Raw genomic sequence first — 22,747 nt, 5'->3', positions numbered from 1 at the left:
GTGTAAACACGGTTTTACACTTCACGCAGATAATTCCTGGAATTCGCCTAAAAATCGCCACAAAATAGCGAAAAACGAGATCTAACCTAAGCTTTTTAACTGTAACAACCATTTTTAAACGCTTAAACGCGATTCCCGACTGACGTAAGTCCGTATGGCGGAATCTTTCGCCTCTGAAAAAGATGCACTGTTGGAAAAAGTTATCCAGCGTAACGACAAGAACAGGAGCACCATGATGAAAATGACAAAACTGGCAACCCTCTTCCTGACCGCCACCCTCACCCTGGCCAGCGGTAGCGTTCTTGCGGCCGAAACGGGCTCATCGGGTAACGGTGATGCAAACGCGGCTGCGTCAGCAGGCCAGGTCGCCCCTGATGCCAAACAGAACGTCGCCCCGAACAATGTCGATAATAGTCAGATCAATAATGGAAACACCAACACCGGCGGCACCATGCTGCACCCCAACGGTACCGACTCCGGCACCATGAATCATGACAGCATGAGCAAAGATGAAGTTCATAAGAACTCCATGTGTAAAGATGGCAAATGTCCCGACCCGAATGACAAAGTGGGGGATGATGCCAATACCAAAACAGATGGTACGACTCAGTAACCGGCTGTGAAATTAATGATAAAAGGAGAGATAAGGCTCTCCTTTCTTTTTGAGTAACCTATTAAAAACGCTACACTAAAAACGATAACGAATCAGGAAAGATAACATGGCACACACACATTCCCACGCCGCCGGCGACGACAACGCTAAACGATTGCTGCTGGCCTTCGGCGTCACCGCAACCTTCATGATTATTGAGGTCATCGGCGGTCTGGTCTCCGGCTCTCTGGCGCTACTGGCTGACGCCGGGCATATGCTTACCGATGCAGCGGCGCTACTTTTCGCCCTTCTGGCCGTACAGTTTGCCCGTCGTCCCCCCAATACACGCCATACCTTCGGCTGGCTGAGGCTGACGACCCTTGCCGCCTTTGTTAACGCGATTGCCCTGGTGGTCATTACCATTCTTATCGTCTGGGAGGCCATTCAGCGCTTCAGACATCCTCAGCCGATTGCCGGGGCGACAATGATGGTGATTGCCGTGGCAGGGCTGGTGGCGAATATCCTGGCCTTCTGGATTTTGCACCGCGGCAGCGAGGAAAAGAACCTCAACGTGCGCGCGGCGGCTCTGCATGTGCTGGGGGATCTGCTCGGTTCAGTCGGGGCAATTGTCGCCGCGCTGGTGATCCTCTATACCGGCTGGACGCCTGTCGATCCGATTTTGTCCGTGCTGGTGTCGTGTCTGGTCTTGCGCAGCGCCTGGCGGCTGCTGAAGGAGAGCGTGAATGAACTGCTTGAAGGGGCTCCGGCATCCATGGACATCGACGAGCTGAAGCGCAACCTGCGCCGTACTGTTCCGGAAGTCCGCAATGTCCACCACGTGCACGTCTGGCTGGTGGGGGAGAAACCGGTCATGACGCTTCATGTCCAGGTGATCCCGCCTCACGACCACGATGCGCTGCTCGATCGCATCCAGCACTTCCTGGAACATCACTACGACATTAGCCATGCCACCGTTCAGATGGAGTATCAGCCCTGTAGCGGACCGGACTGCCACCTTAACGAGGCGCAGTCCGGTCATTCACATCATCATGACCACTAGCTGGAAAGCGCGCGAGAGCCTCGCTCACGCGCGCTGTTAATCCACATCCGGCTACCGTTCAGCGCGATGAAGGTCAGCAACAGATATTCCAGCGACATGGCATAGACGCCCTGCAGGGCGAAGATCGCCACGCTGATAACGTTGATGATGACCCACAGCAGCCAGTTCTCAACGTATTTACGGGTCATCAGAATCATCGCCGCAATCGACAGCACCATCATGCAGGAATCCCAGAACGGGAAAGCATCCGGCTGGAGTTCTGGCATCGTCACGTTCAGGCCGATGCCGGACATGACCGAAACGGCAATGCGGGTCAGGAACGCAAACACCGGATTGATGTAGACGGTCATTAAGCCAATGGCGACCACGCAGGCGACAAACCAGGCGATGGCTTTCGGCAAGGGCAGCCAGCGAATCTGCAGCTCTGCTTCCTGCTGGCTGTTCTGACGCGACCACGCATACCAGCCGTAAATATTGGCGGCGAAGAAGAACAGCTGCAAAAGCAGGCTGGCGTACAGCTGGATCTGGAAGAAGATAATCGCAAACAGCGTGACGTTAATCAGCCCGAACGCATAGTTGCTGATCTTCTCAAGGCTTGCCAGCCAGATACACAATAATCCCGCCAGCGTACCAACGGCCTCAATCCATGACAGGTCATAGCCACCTGCACCAATCGGTATATGAACCAGAATGTTCTGTGTGCTAAAAAAATCCATCTTTTCCCCGGGGCGTAGTGAATTAAGTACGTAGTGTAGCCGCAAAATCCAGCATGCGGTTAAGCGGAATTAACGCGCCTTCACGCAGGGCAGCATCCACGTGGATTTCATGCGCCGCACCACCGGTTTCTAACCCTTCGGCAATCGCTTTCAGGCCGTTCATCGCCATCCACGGGCAATGCGCACAGCTGCGGCACGTTGCTCCCTCGCCTGCCGTAGGCGCTTCGAGAAGCTCTTTCTCCGGCACGGCCTGCTGCATCTTGTAGAAGATACCGCGATCGGTCGCCACGATGAGCTGCTTGTGAGGCAACGTTCTGGCCGCGTTAATAAGCTGGCTGGTTGAACCCACGGCATCCGCCATGTCGACAATCGACTGCGGAGATTCAGGGTGCACAAGAATGGCGGCGTCAGGATAAAGCGCCTTCATGCGCGCCAGCGCCTGCGTCTTGAACTCATCATGAACGATACAGGCGCCCTGCCAGCAGAGTACGTCAGCCCCCGTCTGCTTCTGAACATAATTGCCGAGATGGCGATCAGGCGCCCAGATAATTTTCTCCCCCAGACTATCCAGATGTTCAATCAGCTCAACGGCGATGCTTGACGTGACCACCCAGTCTGCCCGCGCTTTCACTGCTGCCGACGTGTTCGCGTAAACCACCACGGTCCGGTCAGGGTGGGCATCACAGAAGGCCGTGAATTCGTCAATCGGACAGCCGAGATCCAGGGAACACTCCGCGTTAAGCGTGGGCATCAGAATGGTTTTTTCCGGGCTCAGGATCTTTGCCGTTTCGCCCATAAAACGCACGCCGGCCACCAGCAGCGTGGAAGCGGGATGTCGTGCACCGAAGCGCGCCATCTCCAGTGAGTCAGAAATGCAGCCGCCGGTCTCTTCCGCCAGCTGCTGAATTTCCGGGTCGGTGTAGTAATGGGCCACCATCACCGCGTCGCGCTCTTTAAGAAGACGTTTAATCTTCTCGCGGTAGAACTGCTTTTCGTCCTGGCTCAGTGGGACAGGCTTAGGCGGAAACGGATAGATTGCGGCTTCAGGATCAAACATCACACTCATTATGGCTTCTCGTTTTACGGGCTTAACAATATTGCCTTTCATTTGCCTGACATAGCAAAACGCGTGGCAATTGTGTTTTGTATACTAAACAAGATAGCGAATCTGGCGTGAAAAGTCACCGGGAATAGATGGGCGGAGCATTTGTTGTACCGCAGATAGCAAAAAGGCGCCTTTAGGGCGCCTTTCTACACTGGTGGGTCGTGCAGGATTCGAACCTGCGACCAATTGATTAAAAGTCAACTGCTCTACCAACTGAGCTAACGACCCCTTGCGGGATTTTTTTCTTCGAAGTGGTGGGTCGTGCAGGATTCGAACCTGCGACCAATTGATTAAAAGTCAACTGCTCTACCAACTGAGCTAACGACCCATTCGGGTGCTGACTTCGAAGATTTTTACTCGGTACCACTTTAAAGTGGTGGGTCGTGCAGGATTCGAACCTGCGACCAATTGATTAAAAGTCAACTGCTCTACCAACTGAGCTAACGACCCGAGTGGTGGGTGATGACGGGCTCGAACCGCCGACCCCCTCCGTGTAAAGGAGATGCTCTACCAACTGAGCTAATCACCCACTCTGTACTGCCGGAACTGCGTTAAGTGGTGGGTCGTGCAGGATTCGAACCTGCGACCAATTGATTAAAAGTCAACTGCTCTACCAACTGAGCTAACGACCCACTTTTATGCTGCTTTCACGTTGTTTGATATCCCGTGGCAACGGCGGCATATATTACTGATTTAAGAATTCTGCGCAACAAAAATTTCGATGAAGATCACTTAACTGCTTAGTAATCATGCTGCACGACCAGAAATAACGCGATTTCTGGTCATGCGATAATCATCCCATCGAATTCAGACGTTTTTGCGCCTGCTTAGCACCTTCGGTACCCGGGAATTTTGCGACCACCTGCTGATAAACCGCTTTGGCTTTCGCCGCGTCGCCTTTGTCCTGCATGATCACGCCAACCTTATACATCGCATCTGGCGCTTTCGGCGATTTTGGGTAATTTTTCACCACTGAGGCAAAATAAAACGCCGCATCGTCCTTTTTACCCTTGTTGTAATTCAACTGACCGAGCCAGTAATTGGCATTTGGCTGATAAGTGGAATCAGGGTATTTCTTAACAAAGCTCTGAAACGCAGCAATCGCGTCATCCTGACGAGATTGATCCTGCACCAGGGCAATGGCCGCATTGTAATCCGTATTCGCGTCACCGCTCTGTACAGGCGCGCCTGTTGAGGCTGACGTATCAGCAGATGGCGCTGGCGTAGACGTCGCCGCACCGCTCTGATCGCCTGCGGCAGGCTGCGCTGCTGCACCACCACCGCTGCTCAGGCTATCTATCTGCAACAAGATTTGCTTCTGACGTTCAACAACCTGATTAAGCTGATACTGGCTTTCCTGAATCTGACCGCGGAGAGAGTCAATATCATTCTGGTTATCGGAAAGTTGTTGCTGGAGTTGGGTTAAAAGCTGGCTGTGAGCGTTAGAAATACGCTCGAGTTGAGTGACCCGGTCTTCTACCGAGCCTGAGCCGACACTACTGATTGGTGCCTGAGCAAAAGCGGCCCAGGGGGCCGCTATTCCAACCAGTAACGACAGACTCAACAGATGATGTCTGAAGTTACTGCTCATGCAATTCTCTTAGTAAACCAGTACGGCACGACGGTTTTTGGAGTAAGCCGCTTCGTCGTGACCCAGTACTGCAGGTTTTTCTTTACCGTAAGAAACGATGGAGATCTGGTCAGCAGAAACGCCTTTACCCTGCAGGTACATTTTAACAGCGTTAGCACGACGTTCACCCAGGGAGATGTTGTACTCTGGGGTACCACGTTCGTCCGCGTGACCTTCTACGGTGACTTTGTAAGATGGGTTGCTACGCAGGAAGTTAGCGTGCGCATCCAGCATCGCAGCGAAGTCAGAACGGATGTCGTATTTATCCAGATCGAAGTAAACGATGTTGTTCTGCTGCAGCTGCTGCATCTGAAGACGCGCCTGCTCTTCAGAAGACATGTTGCCATTGCCGTTCGCGTCCATACCGGTGCCGGCACCCATCATGCCTTCGCCGCTCTGGTCATTGCTGGCGTTCTTGTTAGAAGAACACGCTGCGATTGCCATTACAGGCAGAGCGATCATCAGCCCCTTCAGCACTTTGTTCAGTTGCATTTCTATGATTCCTTTAGTAATCAATTAATTATTATTTACAGATACGGCGACCAGGCAGGTGATTTTACCTGTCCATCAGTTGCCGGAATACGCGCTTTGAAACGCCCATCTGTAGAAACCAGATTCAGCACAGATCCCATCCCCTGAGAAGAGCTGTAGATTACCATAGTGCCGTTAGGTGCCAGACTTGGCGTTTCATCCAGGAACGTTGACGACAGAACTTGCACGCCACCCGCTACCAGATCTTGTTTGGCAATGTGCTGCTGCCCGCCGTTGGAGCTGACCATTACCATAAATTTACCGTCGCTGCTCACGTCTGAGTTCTGGTTCTGAGAACCTTCCCAGGTAATACGCTGCGGAGCACCGCCGTTGATGTTGACTTTATAAATTTGTGGACGGCCGGCCTGGTCAGAGGTAAACGCCAGGTTTTGACTGTCCGGGAACCATGAAGGTTCGGTGTTGTTGCTGCGACCGTCGGTCACCTGACGGATCTGGCCAGAGCCAATGTCCATCACGTACAGGTTCAGGCTACCGGTTTTAGACAACGCAAAGGCCAGTTTAGAGCCGTCTGGAGAGAACGAAGGCGCACCGTTGTGACGTGGGAAAGACGCCACCTGACGAACCGCACCGTTTGCCAGCGTCTGGATAACCAGCGCAGAACGGCCGCTTTCGAAGGTGACATACGCCAGCTTAGAACCGTCCGGAGACCAGGCTGGAGACATCAGTGGCTGCGAAGAGCGTTTCACCAGGAACTGGTTGTAGCCATCGTAATCAGATACGCGCAGCTCATACGGGAACTGACCGCCGTTGGTCTGCACCACGTACGCGATACGGGTACGGAACGCACCTTTAATGCCGGTCAGTTTTTCAAATACCGCATCGCTGGCAGCGTGTGCCGCGTAGCGCAGGTACTGCTTAGTGACCTTGTAAGAGTTCTGGGCCAGAACGGTACCTGGTGCACCGCCGGTATCCACCAGCTGCCAGGCCACGTTGTAAGAACCGTCCGGATTAGGGGTAACCTGACCCACAACCACGGCATCAATACCCAGTGCAGACCATGCTGCAGGCTGAACTTCCTGCGCGCTACCCGGCTGCTGTGGCAGGCGAGAACGATCTAACGGGTTGAATTTACCGCTGTTACGCAGGTCAGCCGCCACGATGCCACCGGCATCTTCAGGTGCAGCGCCAGGACCGGCCCACTGGAACGGAACAACACCGATTGGGCGAGCCGAGTCCACCCCCTGGGTGATCTCGATACGTACTTCTGCGTGCAGTACTGCTGCCCACAGCATTAAAAAACTAAATGCTACACGTAATGCCTGCTTCATCATATCTCCCTTATCCGGGTAACCTTACCCACGATAATTTAGCAGAATGTTAACAAACTCAAATAGACAAAACTACCCGAACCCTGTGACTAAACCTGGTCTATTTTTCCCCGTTTGCACGGGGAAAATGTAACTTAAGGTTTGAAGTCCAGCGGCGCATTTTTGAAGACTTCGTAGACTGCCTGCGAAGGCGGTTTAGGCATCTTCGCCTGACGCGCTGCAGCCAGGGCCGCAGTACATAAAGCCGGGTCGCCACCTTCAGACTTAATATCCAGCAGCATGCCGTCCGGAGCCAGTTTTATACGCAACGTACACGTTTTACCGGTATAGGAAGACGCATCATAGAATCGGCTTTCAATAGCGGATTTAATCTGCGCGGCATAACCGTTGATTTCAGCCCCTGTCGCACCGTTACTCTTAGTGTTACCACTTCCGGTCGGCGCTGCGTTGTTTCCTTTCGCCCCACCGCCCGTTTTCGGCGCATTCTTACCGGAGCTCAAATCGCCGAGCAGATCGTCAACCCCTGCGGCAGCAGCGGCTTTTTCAGCGGCGGCAGCCTTTTTAGCAGCCGCTTTTTCAGCTGCTGCTTTCTTATCGGCAGCGGCCTTCTCAGCTGCAGCTTTTTTGTCAGCAGCGGCTTTTTCGGCGGCTGCCGCTTTTTCTGCCGCGGCTTTTTCTGCTGCTGCTTTCTCTGCAGCAGCCGCTTTCTTCGCGGCCTCGGCAGCAGCTTTCTTCTCTGCTTCCTGAGCGGCCTTTTTCGCGGCTTCCGCTTCTGCTTTCTTCTGAGCATCAGCTGCGGCTTTCTTCGCGGCTTCGGCTTCCGCTTTCTTCTGAGCATCAGCGGCCGCTTTCTTCGCCGCTTCGGCTTCCGCTTTCTTCTGGGCGTCGGCAGCCGCTTTCTTCGCCGCTTCTGCCGCTAATTTCGCCTGGGCATCAGCCTGTGCTTTCGCGTCCGCTGCGGCTTTTGCTGCCGCCTCTTCCGCCTGCTTTTGCTGTTCCTGTGCTTTTTTCGCGGCCTCTTCGGCTTGTTTCTGCTGCTCTGCCTGCGCTTTCGCAGCTTCCTGCGCCTGCAAACGTTCTTTTTCAAGCTGCTTCAGACGTTCCTGCTCGGCAGCCTGCTTTTCACGCAGCTCTTCCGCCTGCTGTTGCGCCTGTTTTTCACGCTGCTCTTCAGCCCGTTTTGCACTCGCCTTCTGCTGCTGTTGGCGATTATAGTTCTGTACTACCGCACCGGGATCCACCATGACGGCGTCAATGGAAGATCCTCCACCGCCGCCGGCTGATGCATCAATATGCTCGTCGAACGAACTCCAGATCAGCGCTGCAAAGAGAATAACGTGCAGCACTGCGGAGACGATTATCGCTCGCTTAAGCTTGTCGTTCTGTTCGGTTGCCTTTGACACTATCGGTTCCCAAAAACTACGCGGATGATCAAATAGGTTGGGTCATTAAGCCAACTGACTTAACACCCGCACTATGTAGCAAGTTCAGCGCTTTAATAATTTCATCGTAGGGTACGTCTTTCGCGCCACCGATTAAGAAGACCGTTTTCGGATTTGACTCCAGGCGACGCTGCGCTTCGGCAATAACCTGCTCAGGTGGCAGCTGATCCATACGATCTTTTTCTACCACGACGCTGTATTGCCCTACGCCGGAAACCTCAATGATAACCGGAGGATCGTCATTGGTGCTCACCGCCTGTGATTCTGTCGCATCCGGCAGATCCACTTCCACGCTCTGGGTAATGATTGGCGCTGTTGCCATGAAGATCAGCAGCAGTACCAGCAGGACGTCCAGCAGTGGAACGATATTGATTTCGGACTTGAGCTCGCGACGACCTCGTCCACGCGATCTGGCCATGGTTTACCCCTTGTTGCTCTCGGTGCTGGTAAACGCCTGACGGTGCAGAATCGCAGTGAACTCTTCCATAAAGTTGTCGTAGTTCAGTTCCAGTTTGTTCACGCGCTGGTTCAGACGGTTGTAAGCCATAACCGCAGGAATTGCCGCAAACAGACCGATAGCGGTCGCAATCAGTGCTTCAGCGATACCCGGTGCAACCATCTGCAACGTGGCCTGCTTCACCGCGCCCAGCGCGATAAAGGCGTGCATGATCCCCCACACGGTACCAAACAGACCGATATACGGGCTGATGGAGCCGACAGTACCGAGGAACGGAATATGCGTTTCAAGGTTTTCCAGCTCGCGGTTCATCGAAATGCGCATCGCACGCGAGGCACCTTCCACCACCGCTTCCGGCGCATGATTGTTTGCACGATGCAGACGGGCGAACTCTTTGAAACCGCTGTAGAAAATTTGTTCGGAGCCGGTCAGGTTTTCACGACGCCCCTGGCTCTCCTGGTACAGACGAGAAAGCTCAATGCCCGACCAGAACTTATCTTCAAACGCTTCAGCCTCACGGCCAGCGGCATTGAGGATACGCGTTCTCTGGATGATGATGGCCCAGGATGCGATTGAAAAACCAATCAAAATCAACATGATAAGTTTAACCAGAAGGCTTGCCTTCAGGAACAAATCAAGGATATTCATGTCAGTCACTGCTTAAACTCCGCGACAATAGACTTAGGAAGCGCACGAGGCTTCATTATGGTTGGATCAACACAAACAATCAGCACTTCAGCTGAGTTCAGTACGGTATTCTCTGCGTTGACTATCCGCTGCGTGAAAACCAGTGAGGTCCCGCGCATTGATGTAATTTCAGTTTGGACTTCGAGCATATCGTCGAGTCTGGCAGGCGCAAAATACTCAAGCGTCATCTTGCGTACCACGAAGGCAACTCGCTCAGCCAACAGCACCTGTTGACTAAAGTGATGATGGCGCAGCATCTCTGTGCGTGCCCGTTCATAAAAAGCAACGTAGCTGGCGTGGTAAACCACACCACCGGCATCGGTATCTTCGTAATAGACACGAACCGGCCATCGAAACAGCGTTGTATTCACTTTACATCCCAGTAATGCAACAAAAGTTAGAGCTTTTAAACTTCGCTACTATACGCGCGGGAAAGATGGTTTGGAATGGGGGAAAGTAAACGGAGAGTAAATTTTTATGGGCTCGGGTAAGCCCATAACGTTAACGGACATTTCTTATTCAGAAGAAGAAGAAAATCAAACCGGCGAGTAGCACCAGATCGGCGATTAGCGGGCAAAAAATTCCCTGCCAGTGAACGGCTTTCGGACGAAAGCCCACGCCGTGGATCACACCTGCGCACACCGCCCACATGATGAGGAAGCCGTGCCAGATTTCAAGCTCGCTGGTTTTCGCTGCAAAGCGCGAAGGGTCCCAGAAGATACAGCCTGCCAGCAGTAATGCCATCACTAAAGAAAGCGCCCGTAACGGGCGCTTGTCCATTACCGCGTAAAGTTTCGCGATAATATTCATCAGTGTTTTTCTTCACCCGCTTTGGTCGCTTCTACGTGCTCAAGCGCCAGGGCAGTGATGACACCAAATGCACAGGCAAGAAGCGTCCCTAAAATCCATGCGAAATACCACATATTCAGCTCCTTACTTAATACATAGAGTGGGTGTTGCTTTCGATATGTTCTTTCGTGATGCGGCCGAACATTTTCCAGTAACACCAGATGGTGTAAGCCAGAACAATCGGAACGAACACGCAAGCAACATACGTCATCAGGTTCAGCGTCATATGGCTGGACGTTGCATCCCACATGGTCAGGCTAGCATTCAGCATGGTGCTGGATGGCATGACGAATGGGAACATCGCAATACCCGCCGTCAGGATAATGCATGCCAGAGTCAGTGAAGAGAACACGAACGCCAGCGCGCCTTTTTCCAGACGAGACGTCAACATGGTCAGCAGCGGCAGCAGCACGCCCAGCGCCGGGATCGCCCACAGCACAGGGGTAGTGTTGAAGTTCACCAGCCATGCTCCCGCCTGACGCGCCACTTCTTTGGTCAGCGGGTTAGACGGTGCGGTGTGGTTAATGGCAGACGTCACCACGTAGCCATCAATGCCGTACACCACCCACACACCGGCCAGCGCGAAGCAGACCAGCGTAACCAGCGCAGCAACCTGAGCCGTCGCGCGGGAGCGCAGATGCAGCTCGCCTACGGTACGCATCTGCAGGTAGGTTGCGCCCTGAGTGATGATCATCGCCACGCTGACGACACCGGCCAGCAGACCAAACGGATTCAGCAGCTGGAAGAAGTTACCGGTGTAGTAAAGACGCATGTATTCGTCCAGGTGGAACGGTACGCCCTGCAGCAGGTTACCGAACGCCACGCCGATCACCAGCGGTGGAACGAAGCTACCGATGAAGATGCCCCAGTCCCACATGTTGCGCCAGCGGGTATCTTCAATCTTCGAACGGTAGTCGAAACCGACCGGACGGAAGAATAAAGAGGCCAGCACCAGAATCATCGCCACATAGAAACCGGAGAACGCAGCCGCGTAGACCATCGGCCAGGCAGCGAACAGCGCGCCGCCTGCGGTGATCAGCCACACCTGGTTACCGTCCCAGTGCGGGGCGATGGAGTTGATCATGATTCGACGCTCGGTGTCATTACGACCGAGGAAACGGGTGAGCATCCCCACCCCCATGTCGAAACCATCCGTGACGGCGAAACCGATCAGCAGAACGCCAACCAGCAGCCACCAGATAAAACGCAATACTTCATAATCGATCATTTGATGACTCCTGTCTTAGCGTGCCGGCTGAGTAGTCGCAGTGGACTGCTCGTAGTGATAGCGACCGGTTTTCAGGCTGCTTGGGCCAAGGCGCGCGAACTTGAACATCAGGAACAGTTCAGCCACCAGGAACAGGGTGTACAGACCACAAATCAGCAGCATGGAGAAGATCAGGTCGCCTGCGGTCAGGGACGAGTTCGCTACCGCCGTTGGCAGCACCTCACCGATCGCCCATGGCTGACGGCCATATTCCGCCACAAACCAGCCGGACTCAATCGCGATCCACGGCAGTGGAATACCGTACAGCGCAGTGCGCAGCAGCCATTTTTTCTCGCCGATGCGGTTGCGAATCACGGACCAGAAGGACGCCGCAATGATCAGCAGCATGATGATGCCGCAGCCCACCATGATACGGAATGCGAAGTACAGTGGCGCAACGCGTGGAATTGAGTCTTTGGTTGCCATCTGGATCTGCGCTTCCGTCGCATCAGAAACGTTCGGGGTATAACGCTTCAGCAGCAGACCGTAACCCAGATCTTTCTTCACGTCGTTAAACTGATCGCGAACGGCCTGGTCGGTAGAACCGGCACGCAGCTGTTCCAGCAGCGAGTAGGCTTTCATACCGTTACGGATACGCTCTTCGTGTTGCACCATCAGCTCTTTCAGACCCGTCACCTGCTTATCAACAGAACGGGTGGCGATGATACCCAGCGCGTAAGGGATTTGAATAGCGAAGCGGTTTTCCTGCGCGTCCTGATCGGGAATACCGAACAGCGTAAAGGCAGCAGGTGCCGGCTGGGTTTCCCATTCGGCTTCGATAGCGGCCAGTTTGGTTTTCTGCACGTCGCCCATTTCGTAACCGGATTCATCACCCAGAACAATAACGGAGAGAATCGCAGCCATACCGAAGCTTGCAGCGATAGCAAAGGAGCGCTTGGCGAACGCGAAGTCACGACCGCGCAGCATGTAGTAAGAACTGATACCCAGTACAAACATCGCGCCGCACACATAGCCAGAAGCGACGGTGTGAACGAATTTAACCTGAGCAACCGGGTTCAGGACCAGCTCGGCAAAGCTGACCATCTCCATACGCATGGTTTCGAAGTTGAAATCAGACGCGATAGGGTTCTGCATCCAGCCGTTCGCGACCAGAATCCACAGCGCGGACAGGTTCGAACCTAATGCCACCAGCCAGGTCACCGCCATATGCTGGACTTTACCCAGACGGTCCCAACCGAAGAAGAACAGACCTACAAAGGTGGATTCAAGGAAGAATGCCATCAGACCTTCAATGGCCAGCGGCGCACCGAAGATATCCCCTACATAGTGGGAATAGTAAGACCAGTTAGTCCCGAACTGGAACTCCATGGTCAGACCGGTTGCCACGCCCAGTGCGAAGTTGATACCAAACAACTTGCCCCAGAACTTGGTCATATCTTTATAAATCTGTTTGCCGGAGAGAACGTATACCGTTTCCATGATGGCCAGCAGGAACGCCATACCGAGCGTCAGTGGCACAAACAGGAAGTGGTACATCGCGGTCAAGGCAAACTGTAAGCGCGACAGTTCGACTATATCTAACATCATGACTCCTTGCTCATCGCATGAAGACTCCGAGAGTGAACCCCGTCAGAAAGAGATCCACACGCATGCCCCAATACAAATTATTCGCATCCTTGTCGTCGTTATTACCCTGAAGGAGGATAAAAACGATGACGTGAGGTTACAAATACGTTAATAAAAAACTCAAATTGATACCGCAAATATAATACGCTGCAAAACCCTTACAATAAACAGGTTTTTATTGAATCACATTTACGTTTTTCGACGGTGATCAATTTATAGCAAAATTACCACTTTTCGGCCATTTTGATCGGGAACAATTTAGCGCTTTTCAGCACCTTTTTCCAAGGATTAAACTTTGATTTAAATCAAAAACAAACCTTGATGTTAACTATGTTTAATCGTGGTGAGAATGGTAAAAACCATGTTAATGATATGTGCATGTAAAGATGTGATTGGTTATCGAAGACGAAAAAAAATATAAACAGAAGTGATTTTAATTAACGCGAAACAAAAGCCTCATTTCGATGCGCGGCAAACAATAAAGCATAGCCGGGCCGGGTTATTTTTCCATGGTATTTATGCAACCCTTCGTAATTACATTTATTTTACTTTTGTCACCCCATAACTTAACACCGCGGAGTGACTATTTAATGAAAAAGGCCGCAAACAGTGCAGCCTTTTAATGATATCAGCGGTTCTCAGGCAAGAAGAAGGCTAAAGGTTCGCGACTGTCCCGGTCTGAACGCCCCGACAATGCCTTCGCCTTCACCGTGGTCCATCAGCCGTTCATTCATGTCCGTTTCGCAGCACCGCTTCACCGCCGGATTGACGGATAGCGTCGCGTCACATGCGCTGGACTGCGAAGGGTTGAACAGACGAAGAATGAGCTCATCACGATCTTCCGCTTTTTTGATCGCACTGAGTACGCATCCCGTTGGCGAAAGCGCTAACAGGCTGTAACTTTCCGGCGTGGTCAACGACGCGCGATTCAGCTTCATTGCATCCCAGGGGATCTTGTTATAACACTGCACCGGCGTTAACCACGATTGAGCCTGCTGCGCGACACCCGCGTTTTCCGGCGTGCCGCTGAAGCTGAAGAGGCTAAAGCGACAGCTTAGCGGACCACGCACCTGAGCGTCCGGGACCGGCATTTTGATACCGGATGGTCTGCCGGGGCGCAGGAGCAGATCTTCTTTGCCGAGTACCCCCACGCCGCGCAGCAAAGTCAGGGCAAATGCCTTTTGTTCATCGCCCACGACTTCAAATTCACGCAGCCCCTCGGTAAATAGCGCAAGCCCGTTTCGTTTTTCCTGCAGGACGGCGTAGTTGAGTAAATTCCAGACGGGAACCGGCGCTTCTTTCCACCCCTCCTCCTGCCAGTTTTGCATCGCCGCGTCCTGCACCGGACGAGAGATCGTGCCAAACTGCGTATCCGCTAACACCTCCCGGGTCGCAAACGGCGTTGGGATGAGCACGCGAACGCGGTGGTCGTCGGCCTGATTATCCAGGCGCACCGCCACGTCAATGCGTCTGCTGTTGCGGCTTAGCGTAATTTCAAATTCAGCGTCGAGGTAGCCGTTTCGCTGGCGCGCCGCGCGTTCCGCCAGGTTCGCCGGAACGGCGATTCGATGGCGGATAACTGCCCTGCTCTGCCAGCCTTCATGCGTAACCTCAAATTCATGCTCGCCCTGCGCGGAAGTGAGTCTCCACTCTTCCCGCGAAGGCGAGTAGTCGTACTCATCGCCATCATCCGAGCTCTCTTCGATTTCCAGCACGCGGTCATAAATAAGCCCGGTTTCTTTGTCGCGCAGGCGCAGCGAACCGTCGTCATTTACGTCAATCTGCCAGAAGGCGTTTTCAAGTAAGGAGGCGGTATTTTCCCCCGGAGAGAGCACCTTCCCGGCCACGTTAGGTTCGATAAACAGCGTACGGTAGCCCATCGACGGCAATATCTGGCTGAGCTGAATATCAAACTCCATAAACGGTTCGTAATTGCCGTAGTGGACAATCTGTCGGTCAATGAGGCCCGGGTCGAGCTCGCGCGCGCTGCGGATGAAATACGGGATCTCGTTGCCTTTGTCATCCCGCAGACGGAACTGGCTGGCGCGCAGTCGAATCGTGGTGTTCATCACCTCCTCACGCGGCCAGGGCATCAGGTTGAACATCACCAGCTTATCGGCATCGCTTTGCGGCATGTTGTCGACAATCTTGCGCATATAGAAACGCGCCAGGTTGTCTGCCATATCCTCAGCCAGCTCGAAGCGGGAGACAATCTCGCGATGCACCTTGTCGCTGCAGCAGCAGCCGATGCTGTCGTGAGCGTGGTTTTTGAGGATCTCTTTCCACATCTTCTCCAGCAGGCCGTGGTGGTAGTCGAAGCCCAGCGTCCAGGCAAGCGTCGCCAGCGGCTCGAGGATGTTGACAATTTTGTTCTCAATACGCGCATGGGCGATTTTGATATCCATGCGCGTGGAGCCGATGGTCCGGTGCACGCGCATGTATTTCCCGTCGATAAACTCACCTTTTAAGGTCGCCAGGTCATCGCGGTGCGCGTCGATGCAATCAAAGACCTCCTCAAACCGGCTCATCACAAATTGACGCTGCGGATAGATTTCACGCAGCTTCTCCATCACCGCGAAAATGTTCTGCTGCAGCGGCATCTGGTCGTGTCCGTTGGGCAGCAAAATCGCTTTGGTGACGGACGCCTTTTCCAGAACCTCGAAATTGCTGTCGAGCCGTTTTCGCAGCCCCGCTTCGTCCTCCGGTAAGTACTTACCAATCGCGTAGCCCAGCGGCAGCACCTGTACCGTCACTTCACTGCCGTCCTGGCTCTGCCAGAGAAATTCGGTTTTATCGGTCCCGTGGCGTTCAGAACAACCGCGCCAGAACATCGTGCGGGTAATGCCAAACCCGTTATAGATATGCGGAAGCTGGCCGGACATGCCAAACGAATCCGGCAGATAGCCGATCTTCATCGGCTCGCCGAAGGCCATACAATCCCGGATGCCGTACATCAGGTTGCGGACAATCGACTCGCCGCTCACGATCGTGGTATCGGTCTGGGTATACCAGGGGCCGATAATCAGCTTTCCGCGCTCGACAAGCGCCTTCACGCGAGAGCGGTTTTCGGGCACAACGGCAAAATAATCCTCCAGAACAGCCGTCTGTCCATCGAGAACATAGTATTTGTACTCATCATCCTGCTCCAGCCGGGTCAGGATTTCTTCCATATTATTGACCAGAAGAATACGCGACTCTTCGGTGGTGAAGTACCACTCACGGTCCCAGTGCATATGCGGCGTGATATGAACGCGAGATACAGCTTTCATCTTCGTTTCCTGTTTGTGCGTTTTTACGATAAGGCGTCTTCAGTGACGTAGTTGCCCTTTTTTACCGCCTGGCGTCGCCAGAGCAGCAGAACCAGGGTGGAGATAGCGGTACCCACCAGCGCCGCGCCAAACCAGCCCGCCGCCGCAACCACACCGCCCAACCCGGCATCGTGAAGTAAAAAAAGAGAGAAAATCCCGGCCCCCGGCGTAGACAGCCCGATCCCCATCGCACCGACAGCCGCGCCTGTCACCATGGATCCGAGTACAAATGAGCCAATGACGCGAAGCGGATCTTCAATCGCCATCGGAATCGCCCCTTCGGTAATGCCCGCGAGGCCGAGCAGCCAGGTCGATTTACCGGTTTCAATTTCAAACGACTTAAACAGCTTCGGTGCCAGCATCGTTGACGCCGTGACGGTGAAGGCTGAGACCATTTTGACGGAAGCAAAGATCGCATAGGGACCGTATACCCCGTTCTCCATCGCCCCCAGGCAAAACGCGTAAGAGGCTTTGTTGACCGGGCCGCCCAAATCGAATGAGCACATAAACCCGAGGATTGCCCCCAGAAGCAGCGCATTCGCGCCGGACAGACCGTCAAGCCAGACGGTGAGCGTGTTATTGAGCCAGGCCACCGGTTCGCCAATCACAAACAGCATCAGGCTGCCCGCGCCCAGCACGCCAATCACCGGATAGAGATAAAAAGTCAGAAAGCCGTTGTAGCGGCTACTGAGCCGGATGTGGTTTTTCACCCAGCGCATCAGATAGCCCGCGATCAGCCCACCGACGATAGCGCCGAGAAAACCGGAGCCGATCATGTTGGCAGCCAGACCGGCCGCAAAGCCCGGTGTCAGCGCGGGTTTATCCGCCAGCGAGTAGGCGGTGTAGGCCGACAGGACAGGCACCATCAAAATGCCGAGCATGCCGCCGCCAAGCTTGCGGTACATCCACAGCCACGAGTTTTCCTGGTCAAACAGGTGCTGCAGGCCAAGGATCTGCGCCAGCAGTACCGATACGGCCAGCACCGTACCGCCGGCGACGATCAGCGGCACCGCAAAAGAGATGCCGCTGAGAAGCGCCTGCTTGAGTTCAGTTTTAACGCGCTTTTTCGTTTCGGTATCGACCTGCGCATGGTGAGCATCGGTAGAAGGCTTTAGCGCCAGCGCGCGCTCAATCAACGCTTCAGCATGACGCAGGGGTTCCGCAACGGGCACGGAAATGGCGGGGATCCCCTGAAAGCGCTCACTCTCTTTGATCGCCACTTCTGCGGCAAAAATACACGCTTTCGCCTCCAGCAACTGCTGGGCAGTAATGCGCCCTTCTATACCATTCGCCCCCTGCTTTTCGACCACCACGTTGACGCCGAGCTTACGTCCCGCTTTTTCCAGGTACTCTGCGGCCATATAGGTATGCGCGATCCCCGCCGGACAGGCGGTGACACAGACGACGGTTGGTGCATTCACCGGCGTATCAGCCTCGTCTTCCTTCGAGACACCGTTCAGCGCATCAAGCAGATCCTCTGCCGTCCCGGCAGCCATAACGCGTTCCCGGAGGGCATCATCGGCCAGGCGAGACGTCAGCGCCGTCAGCACCTGGATATGCGTGGATCCCGCTTCAGCTGGCGGGATGGCAAGCAGGACGATCAGCTCTACCTGTTCAGGGCCGTCCACCCCCTCCCACTCCAGCGGTTCGCGCAGCGTAGCAACCGCAAAAGCCGCTTCGTTCACCGCGCTCGATTTACCATGCGGGACAGCCAGCCCTTCACCCAGCGCGGTAGGCCCCTGAGATTCGCGGCGGTAGACCTCCGCCAGAAATACCTCGCCATCTGAAATTTTGCCCAGCGCCACCAGCCGCATTGTAAGCTGGCGAATGGCCTCATCACGGCTGGCATAGTGCGCCTGCACGCAGACAGCACTGGTGTGGGTCAGGGTCGTCAGGTTCATAAGATCCTCACACATACGTTGTCATTGTCTGGCGGCAATTGTGGCAGGTCATACAATACATTTATGTGATCATTTTCACTAACAACGAAAATTTGTATTTAAGTTGTATTATTTACAAATTTTAAGCGGGAGGCATAATTCCATGAAAAGGTATTAGAAAGGCAGATTCGATGGGTAACAAACCGATGTACCGGCAAATAGCCGATGCGCTTCGCGAAAAAATCAGTGCGGGAGAGTTAAAGCCTGGCGATGCGTTACCGACGGAATCCAGCCTTCAGGAGGCATTCAACGTGAGTCGCGTCACGGTGAGACAGGCGCTGAAGCTGCTTACGGAAGAGCAGATCGTCGAGAGCATTCAGGGCAGCGGCACCTACGTAAAAGAAGAGCGCGTCAATTACGACATTTACCAGCTCACCGGGTTTTACGAAAAACTGGCGGACCGGAACGTGGATACCCACAGTGAGGTGAGCATTTTCGAAGTGCTGAAAGCCGATGCAAAACTTGCCGAAAAGCTGAATCTCTCTCATGACGATAAAGTCTGGCACGTTAAACGCGTCCGCTTTATCAAACAAAAACCGGTAAATCTGGAAGAAACGTGGATGCCGCTGGCCCTGTTCCCCGACCTCACCTGGGAAGTGATGGAGAATTCGAAATACCACTACGTTGAGCAGATCAAAAAGCTGGTTATCGATCGCAGCGAGCAGGAGCTGGTGCCGATCATGCCGTCAGAGGAGGCGATCGGCGCGCTGTCGCTCGATCCGGCAAAGCCGATCCTGGAAAAAGTCTCCCGCGGGTTTCTGAGGGACGGGCGGGTATTTGAATACAGCCGCAACGTGTTCAATACCGATGATTACAAGTTCACGCTAGTCGCCAGACGCAGGCAATAAAAAAGGCCGCTTTACAGCGGCCAACCATGTCGAAACGGACATTTTTTTACTGCAACGCCCCCCTTTCGGGGAGCAGAGAGGACTTACTTAATGATGGATTTCAGTGCTTCGCCGATATCCGCCAGGCTGCGAACGGTCTTCACGCCTGCGGCTTCCAGCGCTGCGAATTTCTCATCAGCCGTACCTTTACCACCGGCGATGATCGCGCCTGCGTGACCCATACGCTTGCCTTTCGGCGCGGTCACACCCGCGATGTAACCCACAACTGGCTTGGTCACGTGTTCTTTGATGTAAGCAGCCGCTTCTTCTTCCGCGCTACCACCGATCTCACCGATCATCACGATCGCTTCGGTCTGTGGATCTTCCTGGAACAGCTTCAGGATGTCGATGAAGTTAGAACCCGGGATCGGGTCACCGCCGATGCCCACGCAGGTGGACTGGCCGAAACCGTAGTCGGTGGTCTGCTTAACCGCTTCATAGGTCAGGGTACCGGAACGGGACACGATGCCCACTTTACCCGGCTTGTGAATGTGGCCCGGCATGATGCCGATTTTGCATTCGCCCGGGGTGATCACGCCCGGGCAGTTCGGGCCGATCATACGCACGCCAGCTTCATCCAGCTTCACCTTCACGGTCAGCATATCCAGCGTCGGGATGCCTTCGGTGATGGTGATGATCAGTTTGATGCCTGCGTCGATCGCTTCCAGAATAGAGTCTTTGCAGAACGGCGCCGGAACGTAGATCACGGTCGCGGTTGCGCCCGTCGCTTCTACGGCTTCACGCACGGTGTTGAACACCGGCAGGCCCAGGTGGGTGGTGCCACCTTTACCTGGCGTTACGCCGCCAACCATCTGCGTGCCGTAGGCAATCGCCTGTTCGGAGTGGAAAGTCCCCTGGCTACCGGTGAAGCCCTGGCAGATAACCTTGGTATCTTTATTAATTAAAACTGACATTATTTCCCCTCCACTGCGGCAACAACCTGCTGAGCTGCATCCGTCAGACTTTTCGCTGCAATAATATTCAGGCCGCTGTCAGCCAGTTTTTTCGCGCCGAGTTCAGCGTTGTTACCTTCCAGACGCACAACCACCGGAACGTTAACACCCACTTCTTCTACCGCGCCGATGATACCGTCGGCGATCAGGTCGCAACGGACGATGCCGCCGAAGATGTTAACCAGAACGGCCTTCACGTTGTCGTCGGAGAGAATGATTTTGAACGCTTCGGTTACGCGCTCTTTGGTTGCGCCACCGCCCACGTCGAGGAAGTTCGCTGGCTCACCGCCGTGCAGCTTAACGATGTCCATGGTGCCCATCGCCAGGCCCGCACCGTTAACCATGCAGCCGATGTTACCGTCCAGCGCCACGTAGTTCAGCTCCCACTGAGCAGCCTGCGCTTCACGCGGGTCTTCCTGAGACTGGTCGCGCATTTCGCGCAGATCCGGCTGGCGGAACAGCGCGTTGCCGTCAGCGCCCAGCTTGCCGTCGAGGCAGATCAGATCGCCCTGGGTCGTGATCACCAGCGGGTTGATCTCGATCAGCGCCAGATCGCGCTCCAGGAAAATGGTCGCCAGGCCCATGAAAATCTTGGTGAACTGCTGAACCAGCTTGCCTTCCAGACCCAGTTTGAACGCCAGCTCGCGACCCTGGTAAGGCATTGGGCCTGCAAGCGGATCGATAGCCACTTTGTGGATCAGGTGCGGGGTCTCTTCCGCCACTTTTTCGATTTCCACGCCGCCTTCGGTAGATGCCATGAACACCACGCGACGGGAGCTACGGTCAACCACCGCGCCCAGGTACAGCTCTTTCGCGATATCGGTTGCCGCTTCAACCAGGATCTGGTTAACCGGCTGGCCGTTCGCGTCTGTCTGGTACGTTACCAGACGCTTGCCGAGCCAATGTTCAGCAAACGCACGAATCTCTTCTTTGCTCTTAACAACCTTCACACCGCCCGCTTTACCACGGCCACCAGCGTGAACCTGACACTTAACTACCCACGGGCCGGAACCGATTTTAGATGCGGCTTCTTCTGCTTCACGCGGGGTAGTACAGGCATAACCCACCGGAGCCGGTAAGCCATACCGGGCAAACAGCTGTTTGGCCTGATATTCATGTAAGTTCATGTGTTCTATCCATCCTTCAGGGTAATCGTTATCTTCAAACCTGTAGACCGGCGCAGCGTGTGCCGGTCTACGGGGCAGGTGATGCTAAATCGTGACTAGACGTCCAGCAGCAGACGCGTTGGATCTTCGAGCAGCTCTTTAATGGCTACCAGGAAGCCCACGGACTCGCGGCCGTCGATCAGGCGGTGGTCGTAAGAGAGCGCCAGGTACATCATCGGCAGGATCTCAACTTTACCGTCTACCGCCATAGGACGATCTTTGATGGCATGCATACCCAGGATCGCGCTCTGCGGCGGGTTAATGATCGGGGTAGACATCAGCGATCCGAAGACGCCGCCGTTGGTAATGGTGAAGTTACCGCCGGTCAGGTCGTCTACGGTCAGCTTGCCGTCGCGGCCTTTCACCGCCAGCTCTTTGATGTTTTTCTCGATGTCGGCCATACCCAGGGTATCCACATCACGCAGAACCGGGGTCACCAGGCCACGTGGGGTAGAAACCGCCATGCTGACGTCGAAGTAGTTGTGGTAAACCACGTCATCGCCATCAATGGACGCGTTCACTTCCGGGTAGCGTTTCAGCGCTTCAACCACCGCCTTCACGTAGAAGGACATAAAGCCCAGACGGATACCGTGACGTTTTTCGAACGCGTCACCGTACTGCTTACGCAGGTCCATGATTGGCTTCATGTTCACTTCGTTGAAGGTAGTCAGCATCGCGGTAGAGTTTTTCGCTTCCAGCAGACGCTCGGCCACGCGCTTGCGCAGGCGGGTCATTGGCACGCGTTTTTCGCTGCGGGCACCCAGAGCAGGCTGTGCTGCCGGTGCTGCCGCAGGGGCTTTCGCTTCGGCCTGAGCAGGCGCTTTCGCCAGGTGTTTGTCGATGTCTTCGCGGGTCAGACGACCGCCTACACCGGTGCCTTTAATGGCTGCCGGGTCAAGGCTGTGTTCCGCCAGCAGGCGACGGATCGCCGGGCTGAGGGCGTCGTTAGACTGCTCTTCCAGAGAGGCCTGCTGGCGCTGCGCTGGCGTCGACGCTTTCTCTTCAGACTTCGCGCTGGACTCTTTGCCCGCGCTGTTGCCTTCACGCAGGCGACCCAGGATCTGACGAGAAGTAACGGTGGTACCTTCATCTTCCAGCACCGCGTCCAGAACGCCATCCGCCGAAGCCGGTACTTCCAGTACCACTTTGTCAGTTTCGATTTCTACCAGCACTTCATCGCGCTTAACGGCATCGCCTGGTTTTTTGTGCCAGGTAGCGACGGTCGCATCTGCTACAGATTCAGGCAGGTCGGGAACAAGAATATCTACGCTACTCATTATG

The 22,747-nt window shown here is 54.5% G+C and carries 21 protein-coding genes and 5 tRNA genes; 3 read left to right on the top strand and 23 right to left on the bottom strand.

Going from position 1 to position 22,747, the window contains the following annotated elements:
- Nucleotides 1-235 precede the first annotated feature (235 nt).
- Nucleotides 236-613 carry a YbgS-like family protein gene (locus tag B498_RS12330; protein ID WP_008501109.1) on the top strand — a complete coding sequence of 126 codons (378 nt, stop codon included), beginning with the start codon at nucleotides 236-238 and terminating at the stop codon, nucleotides 611-613.
- Between the two features lie 106 nt (nucleotides 614-719).
- A complete protein-coding gene (zitB, locus tag B498_RS12335; RefSeq protein ID WP_008501107.1) occupies nucleotides 720-1,652 on the top strand; it encodes a CDF family zinc transporter ZitB in 933 nt (310 codons plus the stop codon).
- Here the strand turns inward: zitB and pnuC are convergent.
- From pnuC to mngA, 20 genes are all read right to left on the bottom strand, one after another.
- On the bottom strand, nucleotides 1,649-2,368 hold the full coding sequence (gene pnuC / locus B498_RS12340; protein WP_008501106.1) for a nicotinamide riboside transporter PnuC: 720 nt from the start codon (nucleotides 2,366-2,368) through the stop codon (nucleotides 1,649-1,651). The two genes, zitB and pnuC, sit on opposite strands and share 4 nt — an antisense overlap.
- A 22-nt stretch (nucleotides 2,369-2,390) precedes the next feature.
- The gene (nadA, locus tag B498_RS12345) at nucleotides 2,391-3,434 is read right to left on the bottom strand and encodes a quinolinate synthase NadA (RefSeq protein WP_008501105.1); all 1,044 of its coding nucleotides are present in this window, start codon (nucleotides 3,432-3,434) and stop codon (nucleotides 2,391-2,393) included.
- 191 nt (nucleotides 3,435-3,625) lie between these two features.
- Nucleotides 3,626-3,701 (bottom strand) — tRNA-Lys (locus B498_RS12350).
- A 24-nt stretch (nucleotides 3,702-3,725) separates the two neighbouring features.
- Nucleotides 3,726-3,801 (bottom strand) — tRNA-Lys (locus tag B498_RS12355).
- Nucleotides 3,802-3,847: 46 nt separating this feature from the next.
- Nucleotides 3,848-3,923: transfer RNA gene (locus B498_RS12360), tRNA-Lys, on the bottom strand.
- Between the two features lie 3 nt (nucleotides 3,924-3,926).
- Nucleotides 3,927-4,002: transfer RNA gene (locus B498_RS12365), tRNA-Val, on the bottom strand.
- 27 nt (nucleotides 4,003-4,029) lie between these two features.
- A tRNA-Lys gene (locus B498_RS12370) sits at nucleotides 4,030-4,105 on the bottom strand.
- Nucleotides 4,106-4,266: 161 nt separating this feature from the next.
- Nucleotides 4,267-5,064, bottom strand: coding sequence for a cell division protein CpoB (gene cpoB / locus B498_RS12375; RefSeq protein ID WP_008501104.1), 798 nt, complete (start codon nucleotides 5,062-5,064; stop codon nucleotides 4,267-4,269).
- 9 nt (nucleotides 5,065-5,073) lie between these two features.
- The gene (gene pal, locus B498_RS12380) at nucleotides 5,074-5,595 is read right to left on the bottom strand and encodes a peptidoglycan-associated lipoprotein Pal (RefSeq protein WP_003858578.1); all 522 of its coding nucleotides are present in this window, start codon (nucleotides 5,593-5,595) and stop codon (nucleotides 5,074-5,076) included.
- 35 nt (nucleotides 5,596-5,630) lie between these two features.
- Complete coding sequence (gene tolB / locus B498_RS12385; protein ID WP_008501103.1) at nucleotides 5,631-6,923, bottom strand: Tol-Pal system beta propeller repeat protein TolB; 1,293 nt, start codon at nucleotides 6,921-6,923, stop codon at nucleotides 5,631-5,633.
- A 134-nt stretch (nucleotides 6,924-7,057) separates the two neighbouring features.
- The gene (tolA, locus tag B498_RS12390) at nucleotides 7,058-8,326 is read right to left on the bottom strand and encodes a cell envelope integrity protein TolA (RefSeq protein ID WP_008501102.1); all 1,269 of its coding nucleotides are present in this window, start codon (nucleotides 8,324-8,326) and stop codon (nucleotides 7,058-7,060) included.
- Between the two features lie 28 nt (nucleotides 8,327-8,354).
- Nucleotides 8,355-8,783 carry a colicin uptake protein TolR gene (gene tolR, locus B498_RS12395; RefSeq protein ID WP_003858589.1) on the bottom strand — a complete coding sequence of 143 codons (429 nt, stop codon included), beginning with the start codon at nucleotides 8,781-8,783 and terminating at the stop codon, nucleotides 8,355-8,357.
- Between the two features lie 3 nt (nucleotides 8,784-8,786).
- A complete protein-coding gene (gene tolQ, locus B498_RS12400) occupies nucleotides 8,787-9,479 on the bottom strand; it encodes a Tol-Pal system protein TolQ (RefSeq protein ID WP_008501101.1) in 693 nt (230 codons plus the stop codon).
- Nucleotides 9,476-9,880, bottom strand: coding sequence for a tol-pal system-associated acyl-CoA thioesterase (ybgC, locus tag B498_RS12405; protein ID WP_003858593.1), 405 nt, complete (start codon nucleotides 9,878-9,880; stop codon nucleotides 9,476-9,478). Before ybgC ends, tolQ begins: the two co-directional genes overlap by 4 nt.
- Nucleotides 9,881-10,028: 148 nt before the next feature.
- Complete coding sequence (gene ybgE, locus B498_RS12410) at nucleotides 10,029-10,319, bottom strand: cyd operon protein YbgE (protein ID WP_008501100.1); 291 nt, start codon at nucleotides 10,317-10,319, stop codon at nucleotides 10,029-10,031.
- On the bottom strand, nucleotides 10,319-10,432 hold the full coding sequence (gene cydX, locus B498_RS12415) for a cytochrome bd-I oxidase subunit CydX (protein ID WP_003858598.1): 114 nt from the start codon (nucleotides 10,430-10,432) through the stop codon (nucleotides 10,319-10,321). Before cydX ends, ybgE begins: the two co-directional genes overlap by 1 nt.
- Before the next feature lie 14 nt (nucleotides 10,433-10,446).
- Nucleotides 10,447-11,586, bottom strand: a complete 1,140-nt coding sequence (gene cydB / locus B498_RS12420; protein WP_008501099.1) for a cytochrome d ubiquinol oxidase subunit II — start codon at nucleotides 11,584-11,586, stop codon at nucleotides 10,447-10,449.
- A 15-nt stretch (nucleotides 11,587-11,601) separates the two neighbouring features.
- Nucleotides 11,602-13,170 carry a cytochrome ubiquinol oxidase subunit I gene (gene cydA / locus B498_RS12425; RefSeq protein WP_008501098.1) on the bottom strand — a complete coding sequence of 523 codons (1,569 nt, stop codon included), beginning with the start codon at nucleotides 13,168-13,170 and terminating at the stop codon, nucleotides 11,602-11,604.
- Nucleotides 13,171-13,850: 680 nt separating this feature from the next.
- Complete coding sequence (mngB, locus tag B498_RS12430) at nucleotides 13,851-16,481, bottom strand: mannosylglycerate hydrolase (RefSeq protein ID WP_008501097.1); 2,631 nt, start codon at nucleotides 16,479-16,481, stop codon at nucleotides 13,851-13,853.
- A gap of 23 nt (nucleotides 16,482-16,504) precedes the next feature.
- A complete protein-coding gene (gene mngA, locus B498_RS12435) occupies nucleotides 16,505-18,421 on the bottom strand; it encodes a PTS 2-O-a-mannosyl-D-glycerate transporter subunit IIABC (protein ID WP_008501096.1) in 1,917 nt (638 codons plus the stop codon).
- A 170-nt stretch (nucleotides 18,422-18,591) separates the two neighbouring features.
- Between mngA and B498_RS12440 the strand changes: the two genes are divergently transcribed.
- Complete coding sequence (locus B498_RS12440) at nucleotides 18,592-19,308, top strand: GntR family transcriptional regulator (protein ID WP_008501095.1); 717 nt, start codon at nucleotides 18,592-18,594, stop codon at nucleotides 19,306-19,308.
- An 83-nt stretch (nucleotides 19,309-19,391) separates the two neighbouring features.
- Here the strand turns inward: B498_RS12440 and sucD are convergent, their stop codons facing one another.
- The 3 genes from sucD to odhB all read right to left on the bottom strand — a co-directional run bounded on the left by sucD (nucleotide 19,392) and on the right by odhB (nucleotide 22,743).
- A complete protein-coding gene (sucD, locus tag B498_RS12445) occupies nucleotides 19,392-20,261 on the bottom strand; it encodes a succinate--CoA ligase subunit alpha (protein WP_008501094.1) in 870 nt (289 codons plus the stop codon).
- A complete protein-coding gene (sucC, locus tag B498_RS12450; protein WP_006809579.1) occupies nucleotides 20,261-21,427 on the bottom strand; it encodes an ADP-forming succinate--CoA ligase subunit beta in 1,167 nt (388 codons plus the stop codon). The genes sucD and sucC overlap by 1 nt, the downstream gene beginning before the upstream one ends.
- 95 nt (nucleotides 21,428-21,522) lie before the next feature.
- A complete protein-coding gene (odhB, locus tag B498_RS12455) occupies nucleotides 21,523-22,743 on the bottom strand; it encodes a 2-oxoglutarate dehydrogenase complex dihydrolipoyllysine-residue succinyltransferase (protein ID WP_008501093.1) in 1,221 nt (406 codons plus the stop codon).
- Nucleotides 22,744-22,747: the final 4 nt, after the last annotated feature.

Source organism: Enterobacter sp. SST3, from assembly GCF_000286655.1.
Taxonomy (GTDB): domain Bacteria; phylum Pseudomonadota; class Gammaproteobacteria; order Enterobacterales; family Enterobacteriaceae; genus Enterobacter; species Enterobacter roggenkampii.
The sequence above is the reverse complement of the archived record's forward strand: the minus strand, read 5'-3'. Positions and strand labels throughout refer to the sequence as shown.